The 26492-nt window shown below is 69.0% G+C and carries 24 protein-coding genes and 6 pseudogenes; 19 read left to right on the forward strand and 11 right to left on the reverse strand.

Annotated elements, in window-relative coordinates; translation table 11 throughout:
* The first annotated feature begins 1 nt into the window (after position 1).
* The 5 genes and pseudogenes from ACSUPV_RS40810 to ACSUPV_RS40830 all read left to right on the forward strand — a co-directional run bounded on the left by ACSUPV_RS40810 (position 2) and on the right by ACSUPV_RS40830 (position 2544).
* A complete protein-coding gene (locus ACSUPV_RS40810; RefSeq protein WP_031116146.1) occupies positions 2-370 on the forward strand; it encodes a hypothetical protein in 369 nt (122 codons plus the stop codon).
* A 327-nt stretch (positions 371-697) separates the two neighbouring features.
* Positions 698-763: pseudogene (locus ACSUPV_RS40815) on the forward strand (hypothetical protein); the annotation flags it as partial.
* Between the two features lie 34 nt (positions 764-797).
* Positions 798-1275, forward strand: a pseudogene (gene tpg, locus ACSUPV_RS40820) (telomere-protecting terminal protein Tpg).
* Between the two features lie 288 nt (positions 1276-1563).
* A pseudogene (locus tag ACSUPV_RS40825) lies at positions 1564-2149 on the forward strand (transposase); the annotation flags it as partial.
* Positions 2146-2544 carry a type IV toxin-antitoxin system AbiEi family antitoxin domain-containing protein gene (locus ACSUPV_RS40830; RefSeq protein WP_436949817.1) on the forward strand — a complete coding sequence of 133 codons (399 nt, stop codon included), beginning with the start codon at positions 2146-2148 and terminating at the stop codon, positions 2542-2544. The pseudogene ACSUPV_RS40825 and the gene ACSUPV_RS40830, both read left to right, overlap by 4 nt.
* Positions 2545-2591: 47 nt before the next feature.
* Here the strand turns inward: ACSUPV_RS40830 and ACSUPV_RS40835 are convergent, their stop codons facing one another.
* Positions 2592-3407, reverse strand: a complete 816-nt coding sequence (locus ACSUPV_RS40835; RefSeq protein WP_037768935.1) for an oxidoreductase — start codon at positions 3405-3407, stop codon at positions 2592-2594.
* A 106-nt stretch (positions 3408-3513) separates the two neighbouring features.
* On the opposite strand from ACSUPV_RS40835, the gene ACSUPV_RS40840 reads away from it, so the two are divergent.
* Complete coding sequence (locus ACSUPV_RS40840) at positions 3514-4125, forward strand: TetR/AcrR family transcriptional regulator (RefSeq protein ID WP_436949818.1); 612 nt, start codon at positions 3514-3516, stop codon at positions 4123-4125.
* Positions 4126-4340: 215 nt separating this feature from the next.
* Here the strand turns inward: ACSUPV_RS40840 and ACSUPV_RS40845 are convergent, their stop codons facing one another.
* Positions 4341-4697, reverse strand: coding sequence for a type I-E CRISPR-associated endoribonuclease Cas2 (locus ACSUPV_RS40845; protein ID WP_436949996.1), 357 nt, complete (start codon positions 4695-4697; stop codon positions 4341-4343).
* Between ACSUPV_RS40845 and ACSUPV_RS40850 the strand changes: the two are divergent.
* The 12 genes and pseudogenes from ACSUPV_RS40850 to ACSUPV_RS40905 form a co-directional block, all read left to right on the forward strand.
* A pseudogene (locus ACSUPV_RS40850) lies at positions 4601-4798 on the forward strand (DNA helicase); the annotation flags it as partial. The gene ACSUPV_RS40845 and the pseudogene ACSUPV_RS40850 overlap by 97 nt on opposite strands.
* A gap of 368 nt (positions 4799-5166) precedes the next feature.
* Positions 5167-6051: a LysR family transcriptional regulator gene (locus ACSUPV_RS40855; RefSeq protein WP_436949819.1), complete on the forward strand. Its 885-nt coding sequence runs from the start codon at positions 5167-5169 to the stop codon at positions 6049-6051.
* 73 nt (positions 6052-6124) lie between these two features.
* Positions 6125-7183, forward strand: coding sequence for a tartrate dehydrogenase (locus ACSUPV_RS40860; protein WP_436949820.1), 1059 nt, complete (start codon positions 6125-6127; stop codon positions 7181-7183).
* Positions 7184-7297: 114 nt separating this feature from the next.
* On the forward strand, positions 7298-8434 hold the full coding sequence (gene solA / locus ACSUPV_RS40865; protein ID WP_436949821.1) for an N-methyl-L-tryptophan oxidase: 1137 nt from the start codon (positions 7298-7300) through the stop codon (positions 8432-8434).
* 128 nt (positions 8435-8562) lie between these two features.
* Positions 8563-9243, forward strand: a complete 681-nt coding sequence (locus tag ACSUPV_RS40870; protein ID WP_037768947.1) for a haloacid dehalogenase type II — start codon at positions 8563-8565, stop codon at positions 9241-9243.
* Positions 9244-9638: 395 nt separating this feature from the next.
* Complete coding sequence (locus tag ACSUPV_RS40875) at positions 9639-10745, forward strand: ABC transporter substrate-binding protein (RefSeq protein ID WP_436949822.1); 1107 nt, start codon at positions 9639-9641, stop codon at positions 10743-10745.
* Positions 10738-11877 carry an ABC transporter ATP-binding protein gene (locus ACSUPV_RS40880; RefSeq protein ID WP_436949823.1) on the forward strand — a complete coding sequence of 380 codons (1140 nt, stop codon included), beginning with the start codon at positions 10738-10740 and terminating at the stop codon, positions 11875-11877. The genes ACSUPV_RS40875 and ACSUPV_RS40880 overlap by 8 nt, the downstream gene beginning before the upstream one ends.
* 3 nt (positions 11878-11880) lie before the next feature.
* Positions 11881-12774 carry an ABC transporter permease gene (locus ACSUPV_RS40885; RefSeq protein WP_436949824.1) on the forward strand — a complete coding sequence of 298 codons (894 nt, stop codon included), beginning with the start codon at positions 11881-11883 and terminating at the stop codon, positions 12772-12774.
* Positions 12771-13637, forward strand: a complete 867-nt coding sequence (locus ACSUPV_RS40890; RefSeq protein ID WP_436949825.1) for an ABC transporter permease — start codon at positions 12771-12773, stop codon at positions 13635-13637. Before ACSUPV_RS40885 ends, ACSUPV_RS40890 begins: the two co-directional genes overlap by 4 nt.
* Complete coding sequence (locus ACSUPV_RS40895) at positions 13634-13903, forward strand: hypothetical protein (RefSeq protein ID WP_436949826.1); 270 nt, start codon at positions 13634-13636, stop codon at positions 13901-13903. The genes ACSUPV_RS40890 and ACSUPV_RS40895 overlap by 4 nt, the downstream gene beginning before the upstream one ends.
* A gap of 79 nt (positions 13904-13982) precedes the next feature.
* Positions 13983-15263 carry an NAD(P)/FAD-dependent oxidoreductase gene (locus ACSUPV_RS40900; protein WP_436949827.1) on the forward strand — a complete coding sequence of 427 codons (1281 nt, stop codon included), beginning with the start codon at positions 13983-13985 and terminating at the stop codon, positions 15261-15263.
* A gap of 255 nt (positions 15264-15518) precedes the next feature.
* The gene (locus ACSUPV_RS40905; protein ID WP_436949828.1) at positions 15519-15872 is read left to right on the forward strand and encodes a cupin domain-containing protein; all 354 of its coding nucleotides are present in this window, start codon (positions 15519-15521) and stop codon (positions 15870-15872) included.
* A gap of 640 nt (positions 15873-16512) precedes the next feature.
* Here the strand turns inward: ACSUPV_RS40905 and ACSUPV_RS40910 are convergent.
* From ACSUPV_RS40910 to ACSUPV_RS40950, 9 genes and pseudogenes are all read right to left on the reverse strand, one after another.
* Positions 16513-17091, reverse strand: coding sequence for a hypothetical protein (locus ACSUPV_RS40910; protein WP_436949829.1), 579 nt, complete (start codon positions 17089-17091; stop codon positions 16513-16515).
* An 81-nt stretch (positions 17092-17172) separates the two neighbouring features.
* Complete coding sequence (locus tag ACSUPV_RS40915; protein WP_436949830.1) at positions 17173-17829, reverse strand: hypothetical protein; 657 nt, start codon at positions 17827-17829, stop codon at positions 17173-17175.
* Positions 17830-18208: 379 nt separating this feature from the next.
* A complete protein-coding gene (locus ACSUPV_RS40920; RefSeq protein ID WP_436949831.1) occupies positions 18209-19639 on the reverse strand; it encodes an aldehyde dehydrogenase family protein in 1431 nt (476 codons plus the stop codon).
* A complete protein-coding gene (locus ACSUPV_RS40925; RefSeq protein ID WP_436949832.1) occupies positions 19632-19922 on the reverse strand; it encodes a hypothetical protein in 291 nt (96 codons plus the stop codon). Before ACSUPV_RS40925 ends, ACSUPV_RS40920 begins: the two co-directional genes overlap by 8 nt.
* Complete coding sequence (gene otnI / locus ACSUPV_RS40930; protein ID WP_436949833.1) at positions 19919-20731, reverse strand: 2-oxo-tetronate isomerase; 813 nt, start codon at positions 20729-20731, stop codon at positions 19919-19921. The genes ACSUPV_RS40925 and otnI overlap by 4 nt, the downstream gene beginning before the upstream one ends.
* 47 nt (positions 20732-20778) lie before the next feature.
* Positions 20779-21528: an aspartate/glutamate racemase family protein gene (locus ACSUPV_RS40935; RefSeq protein WP_436949834.1), complete on the reverse strand. Its 750-nt coding sequence runs from the start codon at positions 21526-21528 to the stop codon at positions 20779-20781.
* A gap of 158 nt (positions 21529-21686) precedes the next feature.
* Positions 21687-22550 (reverse strand): class II fructose-bisphosphate aldolase, encoded by an 864-nt coding sequence (locus tag ACSUPV_RS40940; protein ID WP_436949835.1) that lies wholly within the window; start codon positions 22548-22550, stop codon positions 21687-21689.
* Positions 22550-23998: a four-carbon acid sugar kinase family protein gene (locus tag ACSUPV_RS40945; protein ID WP_436949836.1), complete on the reverse strand. Its 1449-nt coding sequence runs from the start codon at positions 23996-23998 to the stop codon at positions 22550-22552. The genes ACSUPV_RS40940 and ACSUPV_RS40945 overlap by 1 nt, the downstream gene beginning before the upstream one ends.
* A gap of 49 nt (positions 23999-24047) precedes the next feature.
* Positions 24048-25461: pseudogene (locus ACSUPV_RS40950) on the reverse strand (aspartate ammonia-lyase).
* A 589-nt stretch (positions 25462-26050) separates the two neighbouring features.
* Between ACSUPV_RS40950 and ACSUPV_RS40955 the strand changes: the two are divergent.
* A pseudogene (locus ACSUPV_RS40955) lies at positions 26051-26206 on the forward strand (tartrate dehydrogenase); the annotation flags it as partial.
* Between the last annotated feature and the right edge of the window lie 286 nt (positions 26207-26492).

Genomic DNA, 26492 nt, shown 5'->3' on the forward strand with positions numbered 1-26492 from the left:
CATGAAGCGTGTACAGCTCCCTTGGCTCGGCGCGATCGCGGCGGGACTCGTCGTCGCCGTGACCGCAAGCCCGGTCAACGCCGCGCCGGCGGATCAGGGTTCCGATTTCGCCACCCACAGCTACGACGCGACCGTTCTGACCGTCTGCGACGTGGAGAAGGACGGCAACTCCGTGTGGGCCGGCTATTACATAGAGGGCGGCAGCTCCTACCAGACCGCCTCGGTCCTCTACGACGACGACCCCGACAGCATCGACTGCACGGAGTGGGGCACGTACCCGGTACGTGACTTCAGGGTCGTCGAAGACAACCCCAACAGCAGTTCCAACTACTACGGGCCTTGGCACGGGGAGCCCGTCTACGGCAACTGAGCCGATGAGGGCGGCTCGGCTCCCGAGTCAGCCACCTGCAGCCCGCATGGAGCAGGCGTGGTGGCGTAGTCGGCGTGGTGGTGGAGAGGGTGGGTGAGTGGGGGTTTCCGGCAGGGGATCGGTTCGGTGGTCTCGTTGCTGTTCTCGGGAATGGACGAGAGACGCCGTCCGCAGCCTCACCGCCTACGCTGTGGTGGGAGTCGGCGGCCTGTTCGTGGAGCGGGGGTCCGATGGTGGCACCGTCGGTCTGGTGGGGTTGTCGGGGCTGCATGCGCAGCTCGTCCACGATGCCGCGACCCGGGTGGCGGCGAGGCGGAATGAACGTCCCTGACCGGGCCGGCCGGAAGCGCCCCAGCAGAAGCCGTCGACCCCCGCACCCTCGAACCCCGCATCAAAGGCTCCAAGACCGAACGCTCCGAGAGCGACCATGACCCTGTTCGGGGACGGCCTGAACGCCGCGTTGCAGAAGGCGTTCACCCGCCCGGCACCCAAGACCGCGCCCGCGCAGATGCGCTACCTGGTCAAGCAGCTCAAGAGCACCAAAGCGGTCGCCCAGACGCTGAGCATCTCCCAGCGCACCGTCGAAAGCTACGTGAAAAACCGGATCAGAAAGCCCCGCGCCGACCACCGGCGGCATTGTCATCGACACGCGCGCCCGCATCGGCTACACCGCCCCGATCGGCACGACCGACGACGCCCGGCTCCGGCACCTGACCGTCGCGCTCCCGCCGCAATACGCCGCCCGCCTCTTCGACGCCCAGCAGGCCGGCGCCGCCGAGCAGCAACTGCAGCAGATCGCCGCCGAAGGCCTCAAGGAGATGTACTTCCAGGACGGCGGCCGCCGCGCCGGCAGCCTGGAGGAAGTCCGCTTCACAGACGTCGAGCACCTGGAGTTCGACCTCTAGCCGCTGGGTTGGGCGTAGAGCACGACGATGACCGCATGAGCCGAAGCACGATGGTTGTCACATAGGCAAGCTGGTTGTCACCGACGGCGTTGTGGGCCATTGAGCCTGAGCGCGACAGGTCGACAGGTGTGGTCATCCGTGTCCGGCCTCCTACATCCCGCACACGACTCCCGAGCGGACCGACCAGGTCCGCAACCAGGCCCGGCGAGGCAGCCGCGGAGGCCGCCCGCCGGCCTTCGACCGCGAGGTCTACAAGCACCGCAGCGTCGTGGAACGGTCCTTCAACCGCAGGAGATCCTGCGGTGCCATGTGCGGGAGCGGGCCCGGCGATTAGAGGACCCGTCCCTGGTCATCATCGACACCCAGTCCGTCCGCGTGGCGGCGGGGGTGCCGAAGACGACGACGGGACTGGACACGAACAAGAAGACGCCCGGCCGGAAGCGGGGATTTGCCGTCGACGTGTTGGGCCTGGTCATCGGTGTGGTTGTCCTCGCGCTAGCGTGAGGACAACGAGGCTGGCATCGCCCTGCTGGACCAGGCGGCCGAACGGTGCGGGATGCGCCTGGAGAAAGTCCTGGTCGACCAGGGCTTCAAGGACGCCGTGATCACCCACGGGGCGGTGAAGGACATCACTGTCGAGGTTGTCCGCCGCAACCCCGAGGACCAGGGCATGGGCTTCGTTCCGCAACCGAAGCGATGGGTAGTGGAGCAGGTCAACGGCACCCTCATGTTCCACCGGCGCCTCGCCCGGGACTACGACCATCGTCCCGACAACGCCGCCTCCCGCGTCTACTGGGCCTCCACCGCGGGCATGCTCCGCCGCCTCACCACGCCCAGCCCCGCCTGGCGCGACGAGGTGGAGCTGGCCGCGTGAACGTCACCGAACTCCTGCGGCTGTTGCAGGCCGAACACGACGAGACCGCCGCGCGGGCCGACAGCCTGGGCGAGCAGATCGAGCGGCTGACCACCGCACTCGTCGAGACCGAGGCCCGCCTGGCCGAGTTCACCGTGACCCGCAAGGTCATCGACGCCCTGCCCCCGCCCGACGACGAACCGGCCCTCGCGGAGGCCGCCACGGTCTGCCAGCGCATCGTGACCGCCTTCACCGAGCACCCCGGGCGGGTCTTCCGCGTCCGCGACCTACACGAACTCCTCAAGCTGCCTACCGACGAGCCCTCGATCAACGTCACCCGCTCCCGCCTGGGACGACTCGTCCGCCAGGGACTCCTCGACCAACCCGGACGCGGCCAATACCGGAAACGGAATTAACGTCCTCTGAGTGGAGCGGGTGGTGGTCTCGGGGGATGGGGTGCCGGTCAGGCGGGCAGCTGGTTGAGCTTGCGGATCTGCCGGTCGAAGGCCCGGGAGGGGACGAGGCGGCGGAGGGCGCTGACGCGTCCGGCGGTCGGCCCGGCGGGATAGCGCAGCCTCGGCTTCGGGTCGGTCGCCGCAGCGACGATCGCCTTGGCGACGGTGGCGGGATCGTCGCCGTCCTTCATCGCCGCGCCCATCACGCGCTCGAAGACCTGCCGCTGCTGCTCGTAGACCGGCAGAGGCATGGCGGGTTTCGGGGAGTTCGCCTCGAACGCCGTCCTGGTCACGGCGGGCTCGACGAGCAGTACGCGGACGCCGTGCTGGCGGACCTCGTGGTCCATGGACTCGGAGTAGCCCTCGACCGCGTGCTTGGACGCGGCGTAGGCGGCCATGTATGGCGCGGGGACGAACCCGAGGACGGACGAGATGTTGATGATCCGGCCGCGGCCTTGGGCGCGCATGTGCGGCAGGACGGCCTTGGTCATGCGGATCAGGCCGAAGACGTTGATGTCGAACAGTTGCTGGTCCTGGGCAAGGGAGCGTTCCTCGCCGGCGCCGGCGGAGCCGATGCCGGCGTTGTTGACCAGGACGTCGATCCGCCCGAACTTCTCGATCACGCGGTCGACCGCGCGGGCGACCGAGGTGTCGCTGGCCACGTCGAGGTCGAGGAACGTCACGCCGTCGCGGCGGGCATCCCCGGAGGCTCGGCGGCTCGTTCCGACGACCTCAAATCCTGCGTCGACGAGCGCGAGCGCGGCCGCTTTGCCGATGCCTGACGATGCTCCGGTCACGAGTGCTACCGGCCGGTTTGTGGTCATGTGGGGACCTCCTCAGCGATTGGATTATGATCGTAATGCAATTACTCTAGGATGGGAGTCGGCAAGCGGCAAGCGGCCTCCCGGCCGGAGCGACGAGGAGGAGTGCGTGGCGCGCTACACGAAAGAACACAAGCAGGCGACGCGGCAGCGGATCATCGAGGCCGCCGGCCGCCGGTTCAAGAAGGACGGCATCGACGGCTCCGGAGTCTCCACGCTGATGTCGGACGCGGGGCTGACCAACGGCGCCTTCTACGCCCACTTCGCCTCCAAGGAGGACCTCGTCGCGAACACCGTCGCCGACCAGCTGGGCGCGCAGAACGCGAGCCTTGAAGCACTCGCGCCCGGCCGCGCCGGGCTCGAACAGTTCGTCCGCGCCTACCTGTCCGCCGAGCACCGTGACGACCCCGAGAACGGCTGCCCCACGGCCGCTCTCCTCGACGAGATCGGGCGATGCACGGACGCGACCAAGCAGGCGTTCACCGACGGCCTGCTGACCGTCATCGACGACATCGCCGCCCGCCTGGCACCCGACAGCCCGCCCTCGGCACGCGCACAGGCGCTCGGCGTCTTCGCCATGATGGTCGGGACGCTCCAACTCGCCCGCGCCCTGGCTGATCCCAAGCTCGCCGACGACGTCCTCGACCAGGGTGTCCACAACGCCCTCGCGCTGCTGGACGCCGGACCTGTCCGGCAGCGCCGCGTCCGACGGCCTTCGTGAGGGCGCGCCGTCTGGCGATCGTGAATGCCTTCAACCAGCACCCCGACCAGGCGTTCCGGGCACGCGAGCTGCACGAACTCCTCGGCATGCCCACTGACGAGGCGTCCGTCAACATCACCCGCAGCCGCCTCGGAGGCCTCACCAGTCAAGGCTTCCTCACCCAACCCGGACGAGGCCGCTACCAAAAACGGACTTAACGTCCACTCACAGCTGCGTCAGGCACCCGGTGGCCGCTGGCGGCGTCGGCCGGCATAGGAGCCGGTATGAAGGGATGTGCTCCAGACTGGCGAATGTCGCTGCGAGGTGTCAGAAGGCGGCGTTCTCGCGTGACCACGCGTGCCTCCAGCAGCCGTTCCACCGTGACGTGGCTCTTCCAGTGCCGCAGTTCCTTCAGTGACGGCCCGCCAGAGTTGGTCGCGGACGCGGGCGGAGACACTGCCGACGAAGATGCCGGATACTACTTCGCTGGTCCATCGGTGCGGACGCCATCCTGGCCGCCGTCGCCCATCTCGCCCCCGAAGACCAGGCCGAGGTAACCGTCTCCACTGCGCACAAGGCCAAAGGCCGGGAATGGGCACAGGTGAAAATCGCCGACGACTTCACCCCGCCCTCCGACGACCCGCCGGACGACACGGGTCAAGGCACGGCCCGCCGGATCGACGGAGCATCGGCCGGTCCCCAGCCGCCGCACAGGACGGGTTTTGGGCGTCGGTGCCTTTGTCCGGGAGGAGCGCACGGGGGAGCGGCGGTACGGACCGCAATGATCCGGGGCGATGCGGTAGTGAGTGTGACGGGGTGCCGGCCCTGTCGGTGACGGCCACGTGCGAGAAGCCCAGTGCCTCGTCGAACCCTCAGGCTGGGAGACGGCTGCGAGCGAGTGCCGCAGCCGGCCCTTGAGTGCCTCAGTTGGCTGTGACCGCGCTTTGTGAGGACTACGGCCAGTTTGTCGGTGATCTGTGCTTCGTCGAGGCGATCTTTCACGCCACTATGGCCGGGACCGATCGGTTCGTCGGTTGATTTCTTCCAGGGCAGAGGGCGCGTATGGACATTCGGCAGCTGGAGTACTTCCTTGCGATTGTTGATCGTGGGGGATTCAACCGTGCGGCGTCGGCTCTGTACGTGTCGCAGCCGTCGCTGTCGCAGGCCGTGCGGGCACTGGAGCGTGATCTGGGCTCCGAGTTGTTCCATCGCATCGGGCGCAGGGCGGTGCTGACGGAGGCCGGAAGGGCCCTGATCGAGCCTGCCCGGGAGGCTGTGCGGAGTCTGGAGACGGCGCGGGCGAGTGTTGCGGCGGTGCATGAGCTGCGTGAGGGGCGCCTGGATGTGGCGGCGATGCCGTCGCAGGCGGTGGAGCCGCTGACGAGCTTGGTCAGTGCCTTCAGCCGCCGTTATCCCGACGTTTCTGTGGCGATCAACGCTGCGTTCACGTCGCGCGATGTGATCGACATGGTGCGCACGGGTGCGGTGGAGCTGGGGCTTCTGGCGTCCGCCGGTCCTCTTTCCGACAAGGAGGTCGTCTCCCATGCGCTGGGGCGGCAGCGTTTTGTGCTGGTGGTGCCGGCCGACGGCCCGTTCGCCGGCCGGAGGGCGGTGGAGGCCCGGGAGCTTGCGGGACAGCGGCTGATCGTCGGGCAGTCGGGTACCGGGATGCGTGCCTACGTCGACGCGTTGCGGGAGCAGGGCATCGAGTTCGCCGTCGCCGTGGAGACCGAGCACCGGGTCTCGCTGATGCCTCTGGTGCTGGCCGGGGTGGGGCTGGCGGTGGTCACGGATTCCTGGCGGGACCTCGCCGGGCGGCTGGGCGCCCGCGTTCTGGACATCGAGCCGGAGAACACCTTGGACATCGCCCTCGTCGCCCGCCGCGGCCTCCTGTCGCCCGCGGCCGCAGCGTTCGTGACGGCCGCGACCTCGGCCACCGCCAGCTGATAGGCGCCGCTTATAAGACAGATCCGCTTTGCGTCTTGGACGCCCCACGGACCACCCTGCTGCAATCTTCACCATGACGACGAACCACCAGATCGCCCTGATTCCGGGCGACGGCATCGGCGCCGAGGTACTTCCTCCAGCACAGCAGGTGCTCGATGTTCTCGGCCGCCGCCACGGCTTCAGCCTGTCCTACACGTCGTACGACTGGTCGTGCGAGCGGTACCTGCGGGAGGGCGCCATGATGCCCGCAGACGGGATCGACCAGCTGCGCGAGGCGGACGCGATCCTGCTGGGCGCGGTGGGATACCCGGGGGTGCCCGACCATGTCTCGCTGTGGGGACTGCTCATCCCGATCCGGCGCAGCTTCCGCCAGTACGTCAACCTCCGGCCCATCCGTGTCTTCGAAGGCATCGACACTCCGGTGCGCGGCGCACGGCCGGGCGAGGTCGATGTCGTCGTCGTGCGCGAGAACGTGGAAGGCGAGTACAGCGAGGTCGGCGGCCGGCTCAACAGCGGCTTCCCGGACGAGATCGCCGTGCAGGAGGCCGTGTTCACCCGGGCCGGCGTCACACGCCTGCTGGACTACGCCTTCACGCTCGCCTCCCGGCGCGGCGGCCGCCTGACCTCCGCGACCAAGTCGAACGGCATCATCCACACCATGCCGTTCTGGGACCAGCTCGTCACCGAGCGGGCCGCCTCGTTCCCGCAGGTCGCCTGGGACCAGGAGCACATCGACGCGCTCGCGGCCAAGTTCGTCCTGGAGCCGGCGCGTTTCGACGTCGTCGTCGCCTCCAACCTCTTCGGCGACATCCTCAGCGACCTCGCGGCCGCCGTCGCCGGATCCATCGGTATCGCCCCGGCGGCCAACCTCAACCCCGAGCGGGACTTCCCCTCGATGTTCGAGCCGGTGCACGGTTCCGCACCCGACATCGCGGGGAAGGGCATCGCCAACCCGCTGGGCGCGATCTGGTCCGCGGCCATGATGCTCGACCACCTCGGCCATCCCGCCGCGGCCAGGGACATCACGGACGCGATTGCCGCGGTCCTGGCCAAGACCGATGTCCGCACCCGTGACCTGGGCGGAACCGCGACCACCGCCGAGTTCACCGACAAGCTGATCGAGCTCCTCTGAGCCATCTCCCCCTGCCTCATGGGTGAAGCGAAGTATGGGTTGACCTGCAGGATTCCATGGCCGAAAGTGAGCGCCATTCCAGCGGGGCCTAAACCGGAAGAAAGGAGCGATTTCATGAGCATCCCGAAGCGCGTCGCCGTGATCGGTGCCGGCAGCATGGGCAGCCAGGCCATGTGGCGACTGGCCGCCCGCGGAGCCGAGGTCATCGGCTACGACCGGTACGCACCGGGTCACGACCGCGGCGCGGCCGGGGGCGAGAGTCGCATCTACCGTGCAGCCCACCTCGGCGAGCCCGGGTACGTTCCGCTGCTGCGACTCGCGGACCGGATGTGGGAGCGGCTCCAGGCGGAGACGGGCCGGTCGCTGCGACGCCGCAGCGGCAGCCTCGTGATGGGAGAGGCCTCCTCACCGGCCATGCAACTCCTCCTCTCCACCAGCGCCGCCCAAGGGCTGGATCACGAGGTACTGGACCAGGAGGAACTCGCCCGCCGCTACCCCCAGCACCGGCTCCCGGACGGACACACCTCCGTCCTCGACCGGCTGGGCGCCGTCATCAGACCCGAGGCGTCCATCCAGGCCGCCGCCACCCGTGCCGAGCAGTTGGGCGCCCGGCTGCACCGCTACACCACGGTGCGCGAGGTCGTCCCCGCGGCGGGCGGCGGGGTGAACGTCGTCAGCGACCACGGCACGGACCACGTGGACGCCGCCGTGGTGACCGTGGGCCCCTGGATCAACACCCTGCTCCCGAACCTCCCCCAGGCCATCGACATTCGCCGGGTGATCTGCTCCTGGCACCTGCCCACCCGCCACGACTGGTTCGCGGGCGGTGCCCCTCCCTTCGTGCGCGCCACACCCCACGACTGCTTCGGAATCCCGTCGCCCGACGGCATCTCCGTCAAGCTCGGTCTCTCCTTCAAATACCATGCGCCCGTGCCCGAGCCCGAACGGCTCGACCGTACGGTCCGCCCCGAAGAACTCGGCATCTTCCGCGAGCTCATCGGGGAACTCATGCCCGACCTGAACCCCGACCCCATCAGGATGTCGGCCTACATGGAGGGCTACACCAAGTCCGGAAACCCGCTCGTCGGCCATCTCCCCGGCGAGGACGACATCATCGTCATGGCCGGTTTCTCCGGCAGCGGCTTCAAGCTCTCGCCCGCGATGGGCGAGATCGCCGCCGACCTGGCGCTCGACGGCGCCACGGAGCACCCCGTGGACTTCCTCGCTCCGGCAGGAGTCGGCGCCACCTGACCCGGGGCGAGCGTCGACGACATCACCCCGCACCCCCACACCCCGCACCCCACCCATCTCTGTCATGGGCATGTCCGAAACCGGGTTGCCCGCAACCAGTTCCCCGCAGCAAGAAAGTGAGCACTCCCATGCCCATTCCCTCGTTCCAGTGGCGCCCGAAGTACGTCTCGTTCGACTGCTATGGCACGTTGATCGACTGGCCGATGAACCCCATCACGCGTGAGCTCGTCGGCGACCAGATCCCGGCCGAGCACTGGGACCAGTTCGTCAAGGAGTTCCGCGGCTACCGCTACGACTCGGTCTGCGGCGAGTACAAGCCCTACGAGCAGACTCTGCAGGACGCCTTCGAGGGCGTCTGCCGCAAGTGGGGCATCAAGGCCGCTCCGGACGCCGGCAAGCGGCTCGGCGACGGCGTCCGCAGCTGGGGCCCGCGCGCCGATGTGCCGGAACCGCTGAAGAAGATGGGCGAGAACTACAAGCTGGTGATCCTCTCCAACGCCGACAACTCCTTCCTCGAGGAGAGCGTGCCCCGGCTCGGCGCGGACTTCCACGCGGTCTTCACCGCGGAGCAGGCCGGCTGCTACAAGCCCCGCTACGCCGCGTTCGAGTACATGCTCGACCAGCTCGACGCGTCCCCCGAGGACTTCGTGCACGTCTCCTCGCACACCCGCTACGACCTGCTGCCGATGCACGACATGGGCTTCCGCAACCTCGTCCTCCTGGACCGCGGCAGCGACCCGGTCACCCACGGCTACGACTACGTGACAGTGAAGTCCCTGGACGAGCTCAACACCATGCTCGGCCTCTGACCCGCGACGCACACCGTCCCGCACCGACACCTCGAAGGATCCGCAGTCCATGCCGGCGACGCCCGCGTAGAACTCGCAGTACCGGGCCGAGGGCGACGTCCTCCGCCGCATCCTCGACCCGGCCGACAGCGGGGAGCACACGGTCCCCGCTGCCGGCCGGCGGGCGGATCCCCTACGGCATGCACGGCATGCACGGCATCACCGTCCCCGACGCGGAACTGGCCGCCCTGGCCCTCCCGCGGGACCCCGCTACGGACACGCGCCCAATCTCCGGCCCACAGGCCAGGGCGTCGATTCCGACGAGGCGGACCACCACCCCCAGACCCAGCTCCGGCTGCCGCTTTCCACGTCCCCAGCCGCTCCCCTTCTCGCGGCCGGCACCACCAGGAGGCACGATGAAAGACACCCGAATAGGCCGCAGACTGTTCCTAAGGGGAATAGGCGGGATCACGGCGGGTGCAGCCGCCGCGACCGCCCTCAGCGCCTGCGGTACCGGTACCAGCCGGTCCGCCACGGGCGGCGGCAAGGGCGGCGGCAAGACGGTCGTCGTCCGCGACAGCGGCGGTTCCTACGGTGCGGCGCTGCAGAAGGCGATCTACACGCCGTTCACGCAGGAGACCGGCATCCAGGTCAAGGTGCTGAACCTGGACAACGCCCCGCTGCTGGCCCAGATCAAGCAGGGCCGCCCGCAGTGTGACCTCATCAACGACGCGATGGTGTCGCACACCAAGTACGCCAAGCAGGACGCGCTGGAGGCGCTGGACCTCGACCGGCTCAAGAGCGTGAAGAGCGCGAAGATCCCCGAGAACCAGATCACCGACCATGCCATCGGCCACAGCTTCTACGGCCAGTGCATTGCCTACCGCACCGACGCCTTCGGCGGAAAGAAGCCCGAGTCGTGGGCGGACTTCTTCGACGCCAAGGCGTTCCAGGGTGGCCGTGCGATGTGCAGCCCGGACGGTGACCTGCCGGAGCTGGAGTTCGCGCTGCTGGCCGACGGCGTGCCGATGGACAAGCTGTACCCGCTGGACGTGGACCGCGCGTTCAAGGTGCTGACCCGGCTGCGGCCGGACATCAAGAAGTACTGGGACAGCGGCCCGCTGCCCGGCGTGCTGCTCAGCCGCCAGGAAGTGACGATGTCCACCGTCTGGGACGGCCGGATCGCCGATCTGCAGAAGCAGGGCGTCCCGGTGGAGCGGCAGCTCAACGGCATGCGCCGCCAGTTCTCGGGCTACGCCATCGCCAAGGGCGCGGCCCACGTGGACAACGCCTACCAGCTGATGGACTTCGCTTTGCGTGCGGAGAGCCAGGCCGCGCTGGCGAAGGCCTTCCCGTCGAACCCGTCGTCCCCGGTGGCCTACGCCAAGCTCACCGAGGACGAGCGCAACGCACTCGCCGGTGCGCCCAAGTACTACGACAAGGGTTTCGATGCGGATGTCGACTGGTGGCTGAAGAACGAAGCGGCCGTCACCAAGCGCTGGTTGGAGTGGGCTCGTGGCTGATTTCGGTGTTGCCACACCGTCGGTGAAGGTGGTCGGCGCCAAGTCGGCCACCGCCACCGGCAAGGCGCTGTCGGTGGTGGCCCTGAGTAAGACCTACGGTGACGTGGTCGCCGTGGATGAGGCGTCGATGGAGATCGCGGCGGGGGAGTTCGTCACCTTCCTCGGCTCCTCGGGGTCGGGCAAGACCACGACCCTGATGATGATCGCCGGGTTCTGCGAGCCGGACTCCGGCACCATCACCGTCGGCGGCCGGGACGTGACGCGGCTGGCGCCGCAGAAGCGCAACCTCGGCTTCGTCTTCCAGCAGTACCTGCTCTTCCCGCACATGACCGTGCAGGAGAACGTCGCTTTCCCCCTGACGTTGCGTGGTGTGGGCAAGGACGAGATCCGCCGGCGGGTGGGGGAGACGCTGGAGATCGCGGGCCTGTCCCGGTTCGCCGGGCGCAAGCCGCGTGAGCTGTCCGGTGGCCAGCAGCAGCGTGTGGCCCTGTGCCGGGCGCTGGTCTACCGCCCGCCGGTCATCCTCATGGACGAACCGCTCGGCGCGCTGGACAAGAAGCTGCGTGACCAGCTCCAGGTCGAGATCAAGACCATCCAGCAGGAACTCGGCCTGACTGTCATCTATGTGACGCACGATCAGGAAGAGGCGCTGGTCATGTCGGACCGCATCGCGGTGATGCGCAACGGCCTGATCGAGCAGTTCGACACTCCCCGGGAACTGTTCGAGCGGCCCAAGACCCCGTTCGTGGCGGACTTCCTCGGCGCGGCCAACTTCCTGCCCGGCCGCATCGAACAGCAAGACGGCGAGCACACCCTGGTACGCCTCGATGGCAGTGGCGGCCTGATCAAGGCACGCCGCCACGACCTGGCCACCGGAACGCACGTGAAGGTCGCTGTGCAGCCGGGCCGGCTGCGGGCCTGCGCCGCCGACGACGGCTTCTGTACCGGCACCGTCGAGACCGCCACGTATGTGGGCACTCTGGTCCGCGCCGGGGTGCGCATCGACGGCAAGGACGCGCCCCTGCTGCGTCTGGAGGTCCCGGCCGGCCGCGGACCCGTCGCCGGTGAGCGGGTCGGGATCACCGCCGACCCCGACGACGTCAACCTCTTCCCCGCTGAACAGGACGGGTGAGCCATGGCCACCCTCACCGCCACCGCACCCGCCCGTCCGCGCAAGCTCCTCGCCTCGCGCCGCACAAGGGTCGGCATCCTCTACGCCCTGCCGGTCGTCGTCTACCTGTTGGTGCTGTTCATCTACCCGATCTTCAGCACCCTGCTACTCAGCCTGAAGGACGCCGACGGATCGTTCACCCTGCACTGGTACGCCGACGCGCTCACCGGCGTCAACCTCTCCGTCCTGATCACCACGCTCAGGATCTCCGCCGAAACAGCCGTGCTGAGCCTGGTCTTCGGCTTTGTCCTGGCCAATGCCATCACCCGGCTCAAGCCCATCCTGGCGGGCCTTGCCATGCTGGTCGTCGTGGTGCCGCACTTCATCAGTGCCCTGGTGCGTACCTACGGCTGGATCATCATGCTCGGTGACAAGGGCCTGGTGAACGAGACGCTGGCCGCCATGTCGGTCCCCGGAGCGCCGTTCCAGCTGCTCTACAACGAACTCGGCGTCGTCATCGGTACGACCTCGATGATGCTGCCGTACACGGTGCTGCTGCTGTACGGCGTGATGCGCGGCGTGGACCGCCGCCTGATGGCGGCCGCGGCCAGCATGGGCGCCGGACGCGTGACCATCTTCCGCAGGGTCTACCTGCCCCTGGTCGCCCCCGGCCTGGCCAGCGCCGGACTGCTCAGCTTCATCCTCTCGCTGGGCTACTACATCACCCCGGCCCTGATGGGCGGACCCGACCAGACGATGATCGCCACCCTCATCAACCAGCAGGTGACGAAGGAGAACCAGTGGAACGGGGCGGCCGCGCAAGGCGTCATCCTGCTGGTCCTCACCCTGGCCGGACTCCTCCTGGTCAAGGCCGTGACCTCACTGGGCGCCAGCCGTAAAAAGAGGAGTGCGTCATGATGGAACTGCGCAGCAGCCTGGCCGGACGCATCGCCCTGACCGCGGTCGCCACTGTGATCCTGCTGTTTTTGGCGCTGCCGATCGTCGTCATCCTCGTCACCTCCTTCAGCAACAACGCCTTCGCCTCCTTCCCGCCCGAGGCGTGGACGCTGAACTGGTACAAGGCCCTGTTCGCCGACGGCAGCAAATGGCCCGCCGCGCTCTCCCTGAGCGCCCTGGTCGCCGCCCTGAGCACCGTGTTCTCCCTGATCATCGGGGTGACCGCGGCGACCGCCCTGGTCCGCAGCGAACTCCCGCTGCGTTCGGCGGTCTTCGCCCTGGTCCTCGGCCCTCTGGTCATCCCGCAGATCGTCACCGCGCTCGGCCTGTTCCTGCTGTTCGAGCCCGCCGCGATGCTGGGCAGCCCCATCGCCATCGCCCTCGGACACACCGTGCTGGCCTCACCGATCGCGGTGCTGATCCTGATCGCGACCCTGCGCGGGATCGACGAACGCCTCGAGGACGCCGCCGCGAGCATGGGCGCCGGCCGCCTCACGATCGCCCGGAAGATCACCTTCCCCCTCGCCGCACCCGGCATGATCGCGGCGGCGATCTTCTCCTTCATCACCAGCTTCGACGAGTTCTACATCTCCCAGTTCCTCTCCTCGGTCGACACCGTCACCCTGCCCGTGCAGGTCTACAACTCGCTCACCTTCGAGATCGACCCCAGCGTCACCGCCGTCAGCGCGCTCCTCACCGCCTTCGCCATCCTCGCCCTCGGCCTGGTGGCCCTGGTGCGCTGGCTCGGCTCCGGACGACAGGACTCCCTGCTCTCGGTCGAGAACACGGTCGGCGTCGCCAACCCCGGAGGCGAGGCGGTATGACCACCGCCGCCACCGCTCAGCGGCACCTGCTGTACATGACCGCCAACGGCTCGCTCAGCCCCGAGGGCGAGGATCTCCTCGTCGTCCAGCGAGGGGCGAGCCCGTACATCGACGACGCGGACAGCAGGCGCTACATCGACGGCCTGTGGGGGCCGGCCCGCGTCGGCCTGGTCGTCGACCTGATCCCGCGCCGACTGCGCGAGACCGGCCTCCTCGTCCGCGTCTGCAACCGCTTTGTGCCGCTGATCGGATTGAGCCCTCGCTGATCAGCGACCGCAGCCCCGTCGCCGAGCTCCTGGTGGTGCCCGGCCGCGCCCCTTCGAAACTTCCCGCTAAGGACCTGACATGAAGACGATTCCCTACTGGATAGAAACCGCTGGGGCGTTTCCCGACCGGTCCGGCAAGCCGCTGACCGAGGACACCGACCTGGTGGTCGTCGGCGCCGGCCTGACGGGTCTGTCCACCGCCCTGCACTCCGCCCGCAAGGGCGCCCGCGTCACCCTCGTCGAGAAGGGCCAGATCGGCTCCGGTGCCTCCGCCCGCAACGGCGGCATGGCCAACCTGGGCTTCACCATCGGCGTACGCCAGGCCATCCGCCGGTACGGACCCGAACGGGCCCGCGAGATCTACAACTCCTACGGCGAGGCCGTGGACACCGTCGAGCGGCTCGTGAACGAGGAGTCCATCGACTGCCAGTTCCGCCGTGTCGGACGCCTGGCCCTCGCGTCCCGCCCCGCGCACTTCGAGAGCAAGAAGACCCAACAGCGCGACCTGGCCAAGTACTTCGGACACGAGACCACTCTGATCGGCAAGTCCGAGCTGCGTTCCGAGATCGGCTCCGACGCCTACCACGGCGGCCTGCTCGACCCGTTCAGCGCCGCCCTGCACGTCGGCCGCTTCGTGCGCGGGATGGCCGAGGCGTGCGAGCGCACCGGTGTCGAGATCCACGAGCGCAACGCGGCCATCGGCGTGCGGCGCACCGCCACCGGCCGTTTCGAGGTGCAGACAGAGCGCGGTGTCATCCGTGCCGGGCAGGTCATGATGGCCACCGACGCCTACACCGACAAGAACTTCCCGTGGCTGCGCCGCCAGCAAGTCTGCGTGGGCAGCTTCATCATCGTCACCGAGCCGCTCGGCGAGGAGCTCGCCCGGGACATCATCCCCAAGGCCCGCCTCCTCGTCGACTCCAACAAGGTCTGCCACTACTTCCGGCTCACCCCGGACAACCGGCTGCTGTTCGGCGGCCGCGCCCGCTTCGCACCGTCCGACCCCACCTCGGACAAGAAGAGCGGACAGGTCCTGTTCCGTGATATGTGCGCGACCTTCCCCCAGCTCTCCCGCACCAAGATCGAATACCTGTGGGGCGGCTCCGTCGGCTTCGCCATGGACCGCATCGTGCACGCCGGGCAGAGCGATGACGGCGTCTACTACTCCATGGGCTACTCCGGCCACGGCGTGCAGATGGCCACCCACATGGGGCACGTCATGGCGGAGGTGATGGACGGCCACCCCGACGTCAGCCCCGTCCGCGACATCGCCCCGCCCCGCATCCCCCTCTACAACGGCACCGCCTGGTTCCTGCCCTTCGCGGGCGCCTACTACAAGACGCTGGACCGCATCCGCTGACCGGTCGATAGCCGGCCTGGGCAGCACCGGAAGCCAAGAAGGTCCTCGCCGCCGGCCGTGTACGGCCCAACCGCTCATGAGAAGGGCCTGTTGCCCGCCGAAAGACTCACCGACCTACTGCGTGCCGTGACCGTGGAGCGCAGCCGTCAGGCCCTGGTCCCAGATGCACGATGAGCCTGGTCGAACTCGACCCGGTGACACCTGGTATGTCCGCTCTCGATTCACATCGCTCCCGAAACCAACAGAGGAGAAAGCATGTCACTCCTGAAGACCATCGACACCAACCCCTCCTTCGCTCCCAGCGAGTCCGGCCCGCTGCCGGAACGCCTGATCTCCGGCGACCCGACGTACAAGACCTGGGCCCAGGACACCGCCCGTGACGGAAAGATCAACACGGGCGTCTGGGAAGCCACGCCCGGCGAGACGCGCTCGATCAAGGGCGAGACCTTCGAGTTCTGCCACATCCTGTCCGGCGTCATCGAACTCACGCCGGAAGGCGGCGAGCCGGTGATCTACAAGGCAGGCGACAGCTTTGTCATGAAGCCGGGCTACGTCGGTGTCTGGAAGACCATCGAAACCGTGCGCAAGATCTACCTGACCGTGTCGTAACGCCGATCCCACAGGGCACGATCGGCGTCGTGACCTCTCGCGAGGGCAACCTGCCCAGAGACACATGCCCTCGATGCCCCGAGGACCGCGCTGCGGCAGAAATGCGGCTCAGCGACGAGGTATGCGGCGATGGGACCGTCGGCTGCCGCCCGGTCCCATCCGTACTGCTCGACGTCGCCGCGTGGAAAGCAGACGGGCACACGGAGGCCCAGATCGAAGAGGCCATCCGTGCGCCCGCGACCGGCAGGCGGTGGGTGGCGAAGCGCACCGCCAGTTCTCCGGCGCCTCGCGCAGACGGCAGCGGAACGTGGCGGCCGGCCCGGCGCGACGGCATGGTCCGGCCGAGCCTGCGAAGCACTGTAAGCGCAACGGTGCGCACCGCAAGAAGGCCACCGGCAGCTTCAATCCTGGTGATCCCATTGCACGGAATCGATCTGCGACTGACAAGCGTGGAGAACTGCATCCGATCAGGTGCGAGAAGCGTTCGGCTGTATCCGCGGTTGACCACAGAGAAGAGCGAAGCCAGCCGAAGAACACAGACCACGCTGGCCCACCACCAGCGGCCCGTCGGGTCTGCCACCTCCGCCAGCCACGTCGCCACTGCCATGCACGCGAACAGCAGCATCAAGACCCAGATCCATCACCAGTTTCTACGCCGGGCAGCAACGTCGAGACCGATCCATATCACCGGCACGCGCTGACCTTGGCCGTCCCGTAATGCTGCGATGGCGTCGGGTTCCACGGGCCCGAGGTGGTGCTGTGCGCTCCTCTCTGGTGTCGTTCTACGGGCGCGGGCGGGCAGGTGGTACGGCTTCATGCGGATCGTTTGCGGCTCGGCGGCGACGAGTTCGGGCTCGTCGTGCAGGAGAAGGAGCCGGGTGCAGGCGTCGAGGTCGGCGGCGATCGTGGCGGCCAGCAACCAGGCGGCCAGGACTTCGAGGGCAGCAGCCCGAGGCTGACCCGTTCTATCGCTTTCACGCAGTCCTGGACCTCGGCGTGACCACGGTAGAGGGCGTCCACGAACCACACCTGCCTGGAGCCGGGAACTCCGGAAAGCCCGTGGTGAGCGGGGACGTTCGTGGGCGAGGATCTGGTAGTGCCAGCCGGTGTGTTTCTCGAAGGCGGTCAACTTCTTCGCATCCCGCCGCGAGGGCTTGAGCCGGCGCACGATGAGCCGCAACCCGGTCGGCCAGCCGGTCAGGTCGCGCAGGCAGGTCAACTCGGTGACCTGCTAGGAAACCATGTCGCCGTCGGGTCCCTTGATCTCGTGGACCTTGCCGTCCTGCCGCAGCGCGGCCGTCTACACCTTCTCTGACAGCGATGCGATGGCCTGCTCGTCCGTGGCGTTGACGGACCAGCCGGTCACCCAGCGCACCCGGCGCCGGCTCGTGGGCAGCTGGTGGAGATGATCGAGCAGGGCGTGGCTGAAGGCCGCGCCGTCGATCCGTACCAGCAGCTTCGACCACAGCGGCAGCAGGAGCTGCCGAAACTGCGAGGCCAGGGCCGTCTTGTGGTCGGTAACGTCATTGGTCGGGGCGGTGCCGGGCCGCAGCAGCATGCCGATGCACTCACGGGTGTTGGCCACCCACGCACCCAGCGGAATGTGACCGAACTGCCCTTGAAGGTGCCCGCCGCGCCTTTCCTTGCGGCTGGTGCAGGTGACGATGGTCGCATCCGGGTCGAGGACGTACCAGTTAGCCAGCTCGCGGCCGCACACCGAGATGCAGGGGAAGCCGCCGGGTCGCAGGGCGAGCAGCGTCCACACCACGCGCGTATCGCGGTGCGGGCGCGCTCGACCCACGCCCGTAACGGGGGCGTCGATCGCCACCAGAGCACGGCGCAAAGTGCTCTCCGAGACCGGTCGGTCTAACACCGCCCGCCACTGGTACTGGAGTTGCTCGGCCTCCAAGATGTTCGTCGCACCGGGCACGATCGCGCAGGCCAGCTGGACCAGCACGGTGCCCCGGTCCCGCCCAGTGCCCCTCGGCAACGCCGCATTCAGCGCAGTGGCCAGGCCGACGCGGGTGGCAACCCTCCGCAGCAGCACCACGCCCGCGTGCCCGATCAGCTTCTTGGCCGTCGGCCCGCAGGGCAAGCCGATGATCCCAGCCGGTACTCCTCACCCGTTGGGTGCCTCTTCCTCGCGGTCTTCTCAATCTGAACAGTCCAGGTCATCGCAGGTGGGAGGCACCATTCTGCTGTCAGGGCGTCAGGCGATCGTTCCATCTGAATTCATGAGGCTGACGCTACAGACAGTCAGGCGCACCCCATCCACAGATCTGACAATCCTCCGGTCGCGCCACTGCCCAGAGAGTCGAGCTCGGCGCGCAAGGGGATCAATGCACCACGTCACTGATGTGGTTGATGCAGACGACCTTGGGCTGGGTCATGTCCTCGAAGGCGAAGCGCACGCCTTCGCGGCCCATGCTGCCGTACTTGAACCCGCCGAAGGGCATGGCGTCGAAGCGGTAGTCGGACGAGTCGTTGATCATGACTCCGCCGGCTTCCAGCAGCCGGGCCGCGTTCAGGGCGCGGTCCAGGCGCGAGGTGAAGATGCCCGCGTGGAGGCTGTATTCGATGGCGTTGGCCTGTTCGATGGCGTCCTCGAAGGACGTGAACGGCTGCAGCACGACGACCGGGGCGAACACCTCCTCCTGCCAGATCGAGCAGGTCGCCGGGACGTCTTCCAGGACGGTCGGCGTGTACAGGGCGCCGGTGATGTCGTTGCCGCACAGCAGCACGGCGCCCTCGGCCACCGCCGCATCGACCTTGGCGCGGGTGGCGGCCGCGGCCTGATGGGTGATCATGGGGCCGACGTCGGTGCGCTCGTCGAGCGGGTCACCGACGCGCAGCCCCTTGGTGCGGGCGACGAAGGCGTCGCGGAAGCGGTCGTAGACCTCGGCCGCGATCAGGATGCGCTGGGTGCCGATGCAGTTCTGGCCCGCGGCCCAGAACGCGCCGGAGACACAGGAGGCGACGGCCTCGTCGAGGTCGGCGTCGTCCATGACGATGACCGGGGCGTTGCCGCCCAGGTCCATGGCGAGTTTTTTCAGCCCGGCGGTGCGGGAGATGGCCTCGCCGGTGGCGAATCCGCCGGTGAAGGAGACCATGCGCACGTCGGGGGCGGCGACGATCGCGGCGGCGATGTCGGCGTCGCCGTTGACGACGGTGACGATCTCCTCGGGCAGGCCGGCCTCGATGAGGGTGTCGACCAGGCGCAGCGCGGACAGCGGTGTCAGGGCGGACGGTTTGAGGATGACCGCGTTGCCGCCGGCGATGGCCGGGCCGAGCTTGTGGGCGACCAGGTTGAGGGGGTCGTTGAACGGGGTGATGGCGGCGATGATGCCCAGCGGTTCGCGGGTGAACCAGCCCTGGCGTTTCTCCGAGCCCTCGTAGGAGTCGAAGGGGATGACCTCGCCGGCGTTGCGCCGTGCCTCGGCTGCGGACAGGGACAGGGTGTTGACCGCGCGGGCGACTTCCTTGCGGGCCTGGGTGATGGTCTTGCCGGCCTCGCTGACGATCAGCTGGGCGAAGGACTCGGCGCGCCGTTCGATCAGGTGGGCGGCGCGTTCCAGCACGGAGGCCCTGGCGGCGCGGGACAGCGCGGCCGCGGTGCGGCGCCCACGTCTGGCCTGCTGCAGGATGCCGCCGACGGCGGATGCGTCGACGGTGGGCACCGAGGCGATGACCTCGCCGGTGTAGGGGTTGTGCACAGGCGCCGTCTCGGCGCCCAATTCGATGCTGGGGGGTACGACGGTGTCAGACACGGTGAGTCTCCAGGAGAACGGGGCGCGCGGGCGCGGCGTGGTCGTCGGCGTGGCGCTCGTGGATGGCGATGAGGCCCGACAGCAGGGCGTAGGCGGTCTCGAGGGCCTCATGGGCGCCGGCCCGGGCGGCCGGATCGGCGGTGAGGAGTTGCGTGGTGGAGGCCATGTCGGCGACCAGCCGGCGGAGTTGGTCGTCGGTGGTGATGAAGGGCGGGCTGGGCGTAGCCGGAGGTGACGCCCTCGGCGAAAGTGACCAGGTCAGGGTCGAGGCCGTACCGCTCATCCTCCTGCGCTTTCTGCTCGGTGGCTGCGGTAGTCGCTGAGCCAGCCAAGACCTTCGCTCGTGCCGGCGCGGGGGCGGTACTCGCAGCCGGCCCACCCGTCGAAGCCCAGCTCGTCGACCACGTCGAGCAGGTGGCGGAGGTTGAACTCACCCTGGTCGGGCTCACCCCGGTCGGGCACGCCCGCTATCTGCAGATGACCGACCCGGCCGGTCGGCAGGTCGCGGCGCAGTGTCGTGGTGAGGTCGCCCTCGACGATCTGGCAGTGGTAGAGGTCGAGCTGCACCTTGAGATGGGAGGCTCCCACCTCCTGCACCACGGCGTGGGCCTCGGCCTGGGTGCTCAGGAAGTATCCGGGCATGTCGCGGCCGTTGATCGGCTCGATCAGGATGTCGACGCCCGCCGCGGCGGCCCGTTCCGCGGCCCACGCCAGGTTGCTCAGGTAGGTTTCGCGGTGCTCGGTCACCGGTGTCGCGTCCGGTCGGACCAGCCCGGCCATCAGGTGCACCCGAGGGCAGCCCAGCACCCCCGCGTACTCCAGCGCCCGGTCCACCCCGGAGCGCACCTGCGCCTCACGTCCGGGCAGTGCCGCCATCCCGCGCTCTCCGGACTCCCACGCTCCTGCGGGTGCGTTGAAGAGCACCTGCACCAGGCCGTGGTCGTCGAGCCGGCGGCGCAGCTCGGCGGCGTCGTACGCATAGGGGAAGAGGTACTCGACCCCCTGGAAGCCATCAGCCGAGGCCGCGGCGAAGCGGTCGAGGAAATCGTGCTCGTTGTACATCAGGGACAGGTTCGCTGCGAACTTCGGCATGCTGGCTCCTGTCTTCCGGCCGGGGACGGCCACGGTCAGTGGTTCAATCACCTCGCTCCGCAGCCTCCCTGCCATCCCGTGGTCTCGAAGGCGCTCTGGGTGGCATGGCCAGGTTCAGCCGTCTGCTCGTTCAGCACACGCACCGCGTTCTCCGCTCCGCTGCGCGGGCTGGAGAGCACGGGCTTGCCGACCGCTTCGGCGATCGCGGGAGCCAGGCGTGCCATGGACGCCTGGGCCAGCACGATCACGTCGACCTCCTTGGCCAGCGCCCGTGCCGCGTCCAGCACCATCGCGTCGTGGCGGTCGCGGTCACCGGATATCAGCACCGAGAAGGCGCCTTCGCAGAGCCGCTCCTGGACGGTGATGTCGCGACCGGCCGCCCGGGCCTTCTCCTCGACGAGGGCACGGGTCGGCGGCAGCGTCGTGGGGACCGTCGCCAGGACGCCGATGGCGTCCGCGGTCTCGACCGCTGACGCGGTCATCGCGTCGTCGATCTTGACGATCGGGACGGAGACCAGGCGTCGGGCCACGTCGATGGCCGGACCGACCGAGGAGCAGGCGGAGAAGATGACGTCGGCGCCCGCGGCCTGCGCGGCCTGAGCGAGGTGCACCATGCGCTGCGTGCTGGCAGGTGAGACCTCACCGTCGCGCACCACGGCTGCGAGCACATCGCTGTCGACGAAGTGCAGGACCTTGGCGTCCGGCGCGAGTTCCGCGAGGTATTCGTTGATGACCGAATCGGGGTTGATGAACAGCAGGCTGGTGTGCAACACGGCGATCGAGGCAGTGGTGGACATGGTGGCTCCAACAGGGTGAGGTACGGCCCGCGTGCCCAGGTGGGCACGAGAGCGCGGGACGGAGCGGTGCGAGCCGCGCGCAGCGCGCACGGCCGGGGACGTACGACGGTTGTGTGTCTGGCGGTGTGGTGCGGCTGGGGCAGCGGGGCTGCATCAGGTCACGCTTGCGTCCCCTCGGCGCTGGGGCTCAGGCGGCCGATGACCTCCAGGGCGGCGTCCCGGACCGCGTCGCGGCCCGCCGCCCACAGGGAGACGACGTCGGAGCCGGGCAACGCGGACGGGAGGGCCACGCGGACGGCCTCCAGATAGGCGCGGCGCAGTTCGGCGTTGACGTTGACCTTGGCGACGCCTCGGGCGAGGGCGCCGTGCAGTTCCCCGACGGGCAGACCGCTGGCGCCGTGCAGGACGAGCGGGACGGTTACGGCCTCGTGGATCGCGGCCAGCCGCTCCAGGTCCAGGCGGACCGGGTGCTTGGTGAAGCCGTGGACGTTGCCGACGGCGACGGCGAGTGCGTCCACGCCCGTCGCGGCCACGAATTCGGCCGCCTGCTGCGGATCGGTCATCGCCGCGGCCTGCGCGACGGCATCGGTGGAGACGTCCTCGTCGCCGGGGAGCGCACCGAGTTCGGCCTCCACCCAGGCGCCGTGGTCGCGGGCCCGGCGGACCGCCTCCTTCGTCAACGCGATGTTCTCGGCGAACGGCAGGTGGGAGCCGTCGACCATGACGGAGGTGTAGCCCGCCTCGAGGCAGGCGGTGATCTCGTCCAGGTCCCGGCTGTGGTCGAGGTGCACCCCGAGAGGGGCCGTGGAGCGCGCGGCGGCGTCCAGCGCCAGCCGCATCAGGGCCTCGCGCCCGGCGTGCTTGAAGGGACTGGAGCCCGCCTGGATGACGACCGGCCGTCCGGCGGCCTCGGCGGCGGCCGTGATGCCCTGGACCGTCTCCAGGTTGTAGGCGACGAAGGCGGGCAGGGCGTGACCGGCGGCCGCGGCCTCCTTCAGGGCATCGGTTCCGTGCAGCAGCATCAGGCACTCCTGAGCAGGTCGAGGGCGTCGGCGAGGGCGTCGGCGCCCCCGACGTTCCCGGCGAAGACGATGTAGGGGATGCCGGCGGCGGGGCCGTCCGCGGGCTCCCAGAGCGAGACGATGCCCGGCAGCAGCGTGCCCCGGGCCCAGGCACGGCGGATCTCCAGGCCGTGGGTGGCGGTGTCGCTGGAGGTGATGCCGCCCTTGGCGACGACGAAAGCGGGCCGCCGGGTGGCGTTGACCTGGCGCACGGTCTGAACGAGCGCGGCGGAGACCCGGCGGGAGATCGCCAGACTGTCGTCCGCGTCGGCACCCGTCACCAGCACGCGAGAGGTGCGGATCACGGCATCGGCCGAGTCCAGCGCGCCGGCGGCTGCGGCCGCGACCTCGGCGATGTGGGCGTCACGCCGCTCCTCGTCGAGCAGCAGGGCCACGTCCAGCTCGTACTCGGCGATCTGGCCTCGCTCCCGCAGCCGGTCCAACTGCCGTGTCGTCAGCGCGACATGAGAGCCCACGACGATGAGACCGTGCGGCGCGTTGCCGCGCAGCGGGCGCAGTTCGGCCGGGGCGAGCGGTGCCCGCCCGGCCTGTCCGGCGCGGGCCCTGACGAAGGACGGCCCCACCCGGTACAGCAGCCGCGTGCCGTTGCCCTCCGCCTGCGCGAGGGCCAGGGCGAGCACCCGCAGATCGTCGTCGCACACCGCGTCGACCACGGCCACCCGTCCGCCGCGCAGCGAGGACAGCAGCCGCGCCGTGTGCTCCGGGCCGCCGCCACGCAGGTCGTCGAGGGTGACGCGCAGGACCTCGTCCGCGGGCACGCGTCCGCCCGTCTTCTCCTCGACCCACTCGGGCAGCGAGGAGCTGTGGTAGCCGAAGGTGGCGTCGCGGGCGAACTCGCTCATCCCGACCGGGAGCAGCCCGCCGGCGGTCCGCATCCAGTGGTTCGAGGCGACGGTCAGCCGGCCCGCCTCGATGTAGGCGGGGACCAGCACCACGCCGTCTGGAGCTTTGCCGTCCAGGCCGGTCAGCTCTTCGGCGAGGACATCGGTCTCCAGCGGGAAGTGGCCGCGCAGCGTCGAGTCCCCACGGCTGGCCAGGACGTAACCGGTGCCCTCAGCCGCCGATGCCGCGTGCAGGGCGCGGACCACCTCGCGGTTGCGGGCGGCGGCATCCTCAGCAGGCAGGCTGCGGGTGTTGGTGAGGACGAAGAAGACGGCGCTGTCCTGGCGCAGCGCCCAGCGCAGGTCCTCCACCGTCCAGGACGTCAGGACGGGCACGTCGGCGACCGTCTGGGTGCCGGTGGGATCGTCGTCGAGGACGACGAGACGGGGGCCGCCGGATATGCGGGCGGCCACTTCCGCGGCGCTGACCTCGCGGACCGGGGGCAGCCCTTCGAGCACCGCTGCCTCGGGGACGGGCCGCGTCTGGGCATGGAGGGGTAGGGACATGGCGAATTCCTGCTCCATTACGGGTAGTTGGGGGAGGGGGGAACGTCAGTCACACCAGGGCTTGACCGGGTCCCGCGACGGCCTCGGGACGGAGCAGCTCGGCGAGGGTGCCGGCGGGCAACAAACCTCTATCCAAGACGAGTTCAGCGACTGGGCGCCCGGTGGCGAGGGCCTCCGCGGCGATGCCGGTGGCGGCCTCGTAACCGATGTGCGGGTTGAGGGCCGTGACCAGGCCGATCGAGTTCTCCACCGCCGGCCCGTAGCGCCTGCGTTTTGGCCGTGATCCCCGCGACGCACCGCTCGGCCAGGGTCAGGCACGCGCGCTGAATGTGCGTGATGCTCTTTGAGAGGGAGTGCCAGATGATCGGTTCGAAGGCGTTGAGGTGGAGCTGTCCGGCCTCGGCGGCCATGGTGATGGTGATGTCGTTGCCGATCACCTCGAAGGCGACCTGGTTGACGACCTCCCGGATCACCGGGTTGCCCTTGCCGGGCATGATCGACGAACCGGCCTGCACGGGCGGCAGGTTGATCTCGCCGAGCCCGGCGCGCGGCCCGGACGACAGTAGCCGCAGGTCGTTGCAGGTCTTGGAGAGCTTGACCGCGACCCGCTTGAGCACACCGGACATCTGCACGAACGCCCCGCAGTCCTGGGTCGCCTCCACCAGGTTGACCGCAGTCACCAGCGAAAGCCCGGTGATCTGCGACAAGTGGCGCCGCGCCGACTCGGCGTAGCCGGCGGGGGCGTTGAGACCGGTACCGATCGCGGTGGCACCGAGGTTGATCTCGTGAATCAGCTCCACGGCCTCGGAGAGCCGGCTGCGGTCCTCCTCCAGCATGAGCGCGTACGCCGAGAACTCCTGCCCCAGCGTCATCGGGACCGCGTCCTGGAGCTGGGTACGGCCCATCTTGAGGATGTCCCGGAACTCGACCGCCTTGGCCGCGAAAGCGTCCTGTAGCACCGCCATCGCCTTCAGCAGCCCGCGCACCGCATACACTGTCGCGATCTTGACGGCGGGCGGATAGAAGTCATTGGTGGACTGGCCGAGGTTGACGTCCTGGTTGGGGTGCAGGTGCTCGTACTGGCCCTTGGCGTGGCCCAGCAGCTCCAGCGCCCGGTTGGCGATCACCTCGTTGGCGTTCATGTTGGTGGAGGTGCCGGCGCCGCCCTGGATCACGTCGACGACGAACTGGTCGTGCAGCTTGCCCTCACGAATCTCACGGCACGCCTCCACGATGGCGGCCGCCTTCCTCGGCTCCAGCAGGCCGAGTTCCTCGTTCGCCAGGGCGGCGGCCTCCTTCACGGCGGCCAGAGCGTCGATCAGATGCGGGCAGGCGGCAATCGGCGTGCCCGTGATGGCGAAGCTCTCCCTGGCGCGCAGGGTGTGGATGCCCCAGTACGCCTCGGCGGGGACGTCGCGATAACCGAGCAGGTCGTGCTCGCTGCGGTGCGCTACGGCGGTCATGGCAGGCCGGGCCTTATCTCGGAGCGTGTTCAAGCGTGCGGGTGCGTGGCGTGCGGCAAGGGGGCGGGCGAGAACGACCCGCAGGGGCGGTGGGGACTTGCCACGATCACGCCGCGAAAAGTCTGGGCAGTGTCACCGCCGTCGGTATCGGCTCAGAACGACTTGTCCTTCGCCTTGTCGCAGGCGCCGCCGGACGGCAGGAACCAGGCGGTGGCGTCGTAAGAGGGGACGGGCACCTTCGCCGAATCGCCGGGTGGGCGGCAGGCCCTCGGCCTCGATGCCGTCACCGGGGACGAGGGCGAGGCGGTGGTTCTGGCTCGTCATACGGCCGATTGCAGCAGCGGGCGGGGCAGCGCGTCCAAGACTCAATCCCGATGTGCCTTATAAGGCCGCTCTATAAGGCGGCTTTATCGCGGCTCGTGGGCGCCCGCGTCCTGGACATCGCCCTCGTCGCCCGCCGCGGCTTCCTGTCGCCCGCAGCCGTCGCGCGGCCGCGACCTCGGCCACCTACAGCTGATACGCACCGCTATAAGACAGATCCGCTTTGCGTCTTGGACGCCCCACGGACCACCCTGCTGCAATCGACGCCATGACGACGTACCGCCGGATTGCCCTGATTCCGGGCGACGGCATCGGCGCCGAGGTACTTCCCCCGGCACAGCAGGTGCTCGATGTTCTCGGCCGCCGCCACGGCTTCAGCCTGTTTTATACGTCGTACGACTGGTCATGCGAGCGGACGAGGAGGCCGGTCTCGCGCAGTCGGCGCGGGGTCAGGTCGACCACCAGGCCGACGCGGGACGGCCCCCACAGGCCGTCGATGTAGCGCCTGCCGTCGGCGTCGTCGATGTGCGGGCTCTCCCCTCGCTGGACGACAGGTTCGCCCGGCAGAGCGGGATCGAGATCACCAGGACTCCTCCAGAGACTACGCCGAGCTCAAGGCGAGGGTCGAGAACCAGAGGACACCGCTGGGGTCCGCCGAGGCGCTGCGCGGGGTGCTCGCCGCCAACGTCACCTGGGACGTCATAACCGCC

Origin of the sequence: Streptomyces sp. SudanB52_2052 (genome assembly GCF_964272415.1) — a bacterium.
GTDB lineage: Bacteria > Actinomycetota > Actinomycetes > Streptomycetales > Streptomycetaceae > Streptomyces > Streptomyces olindensis.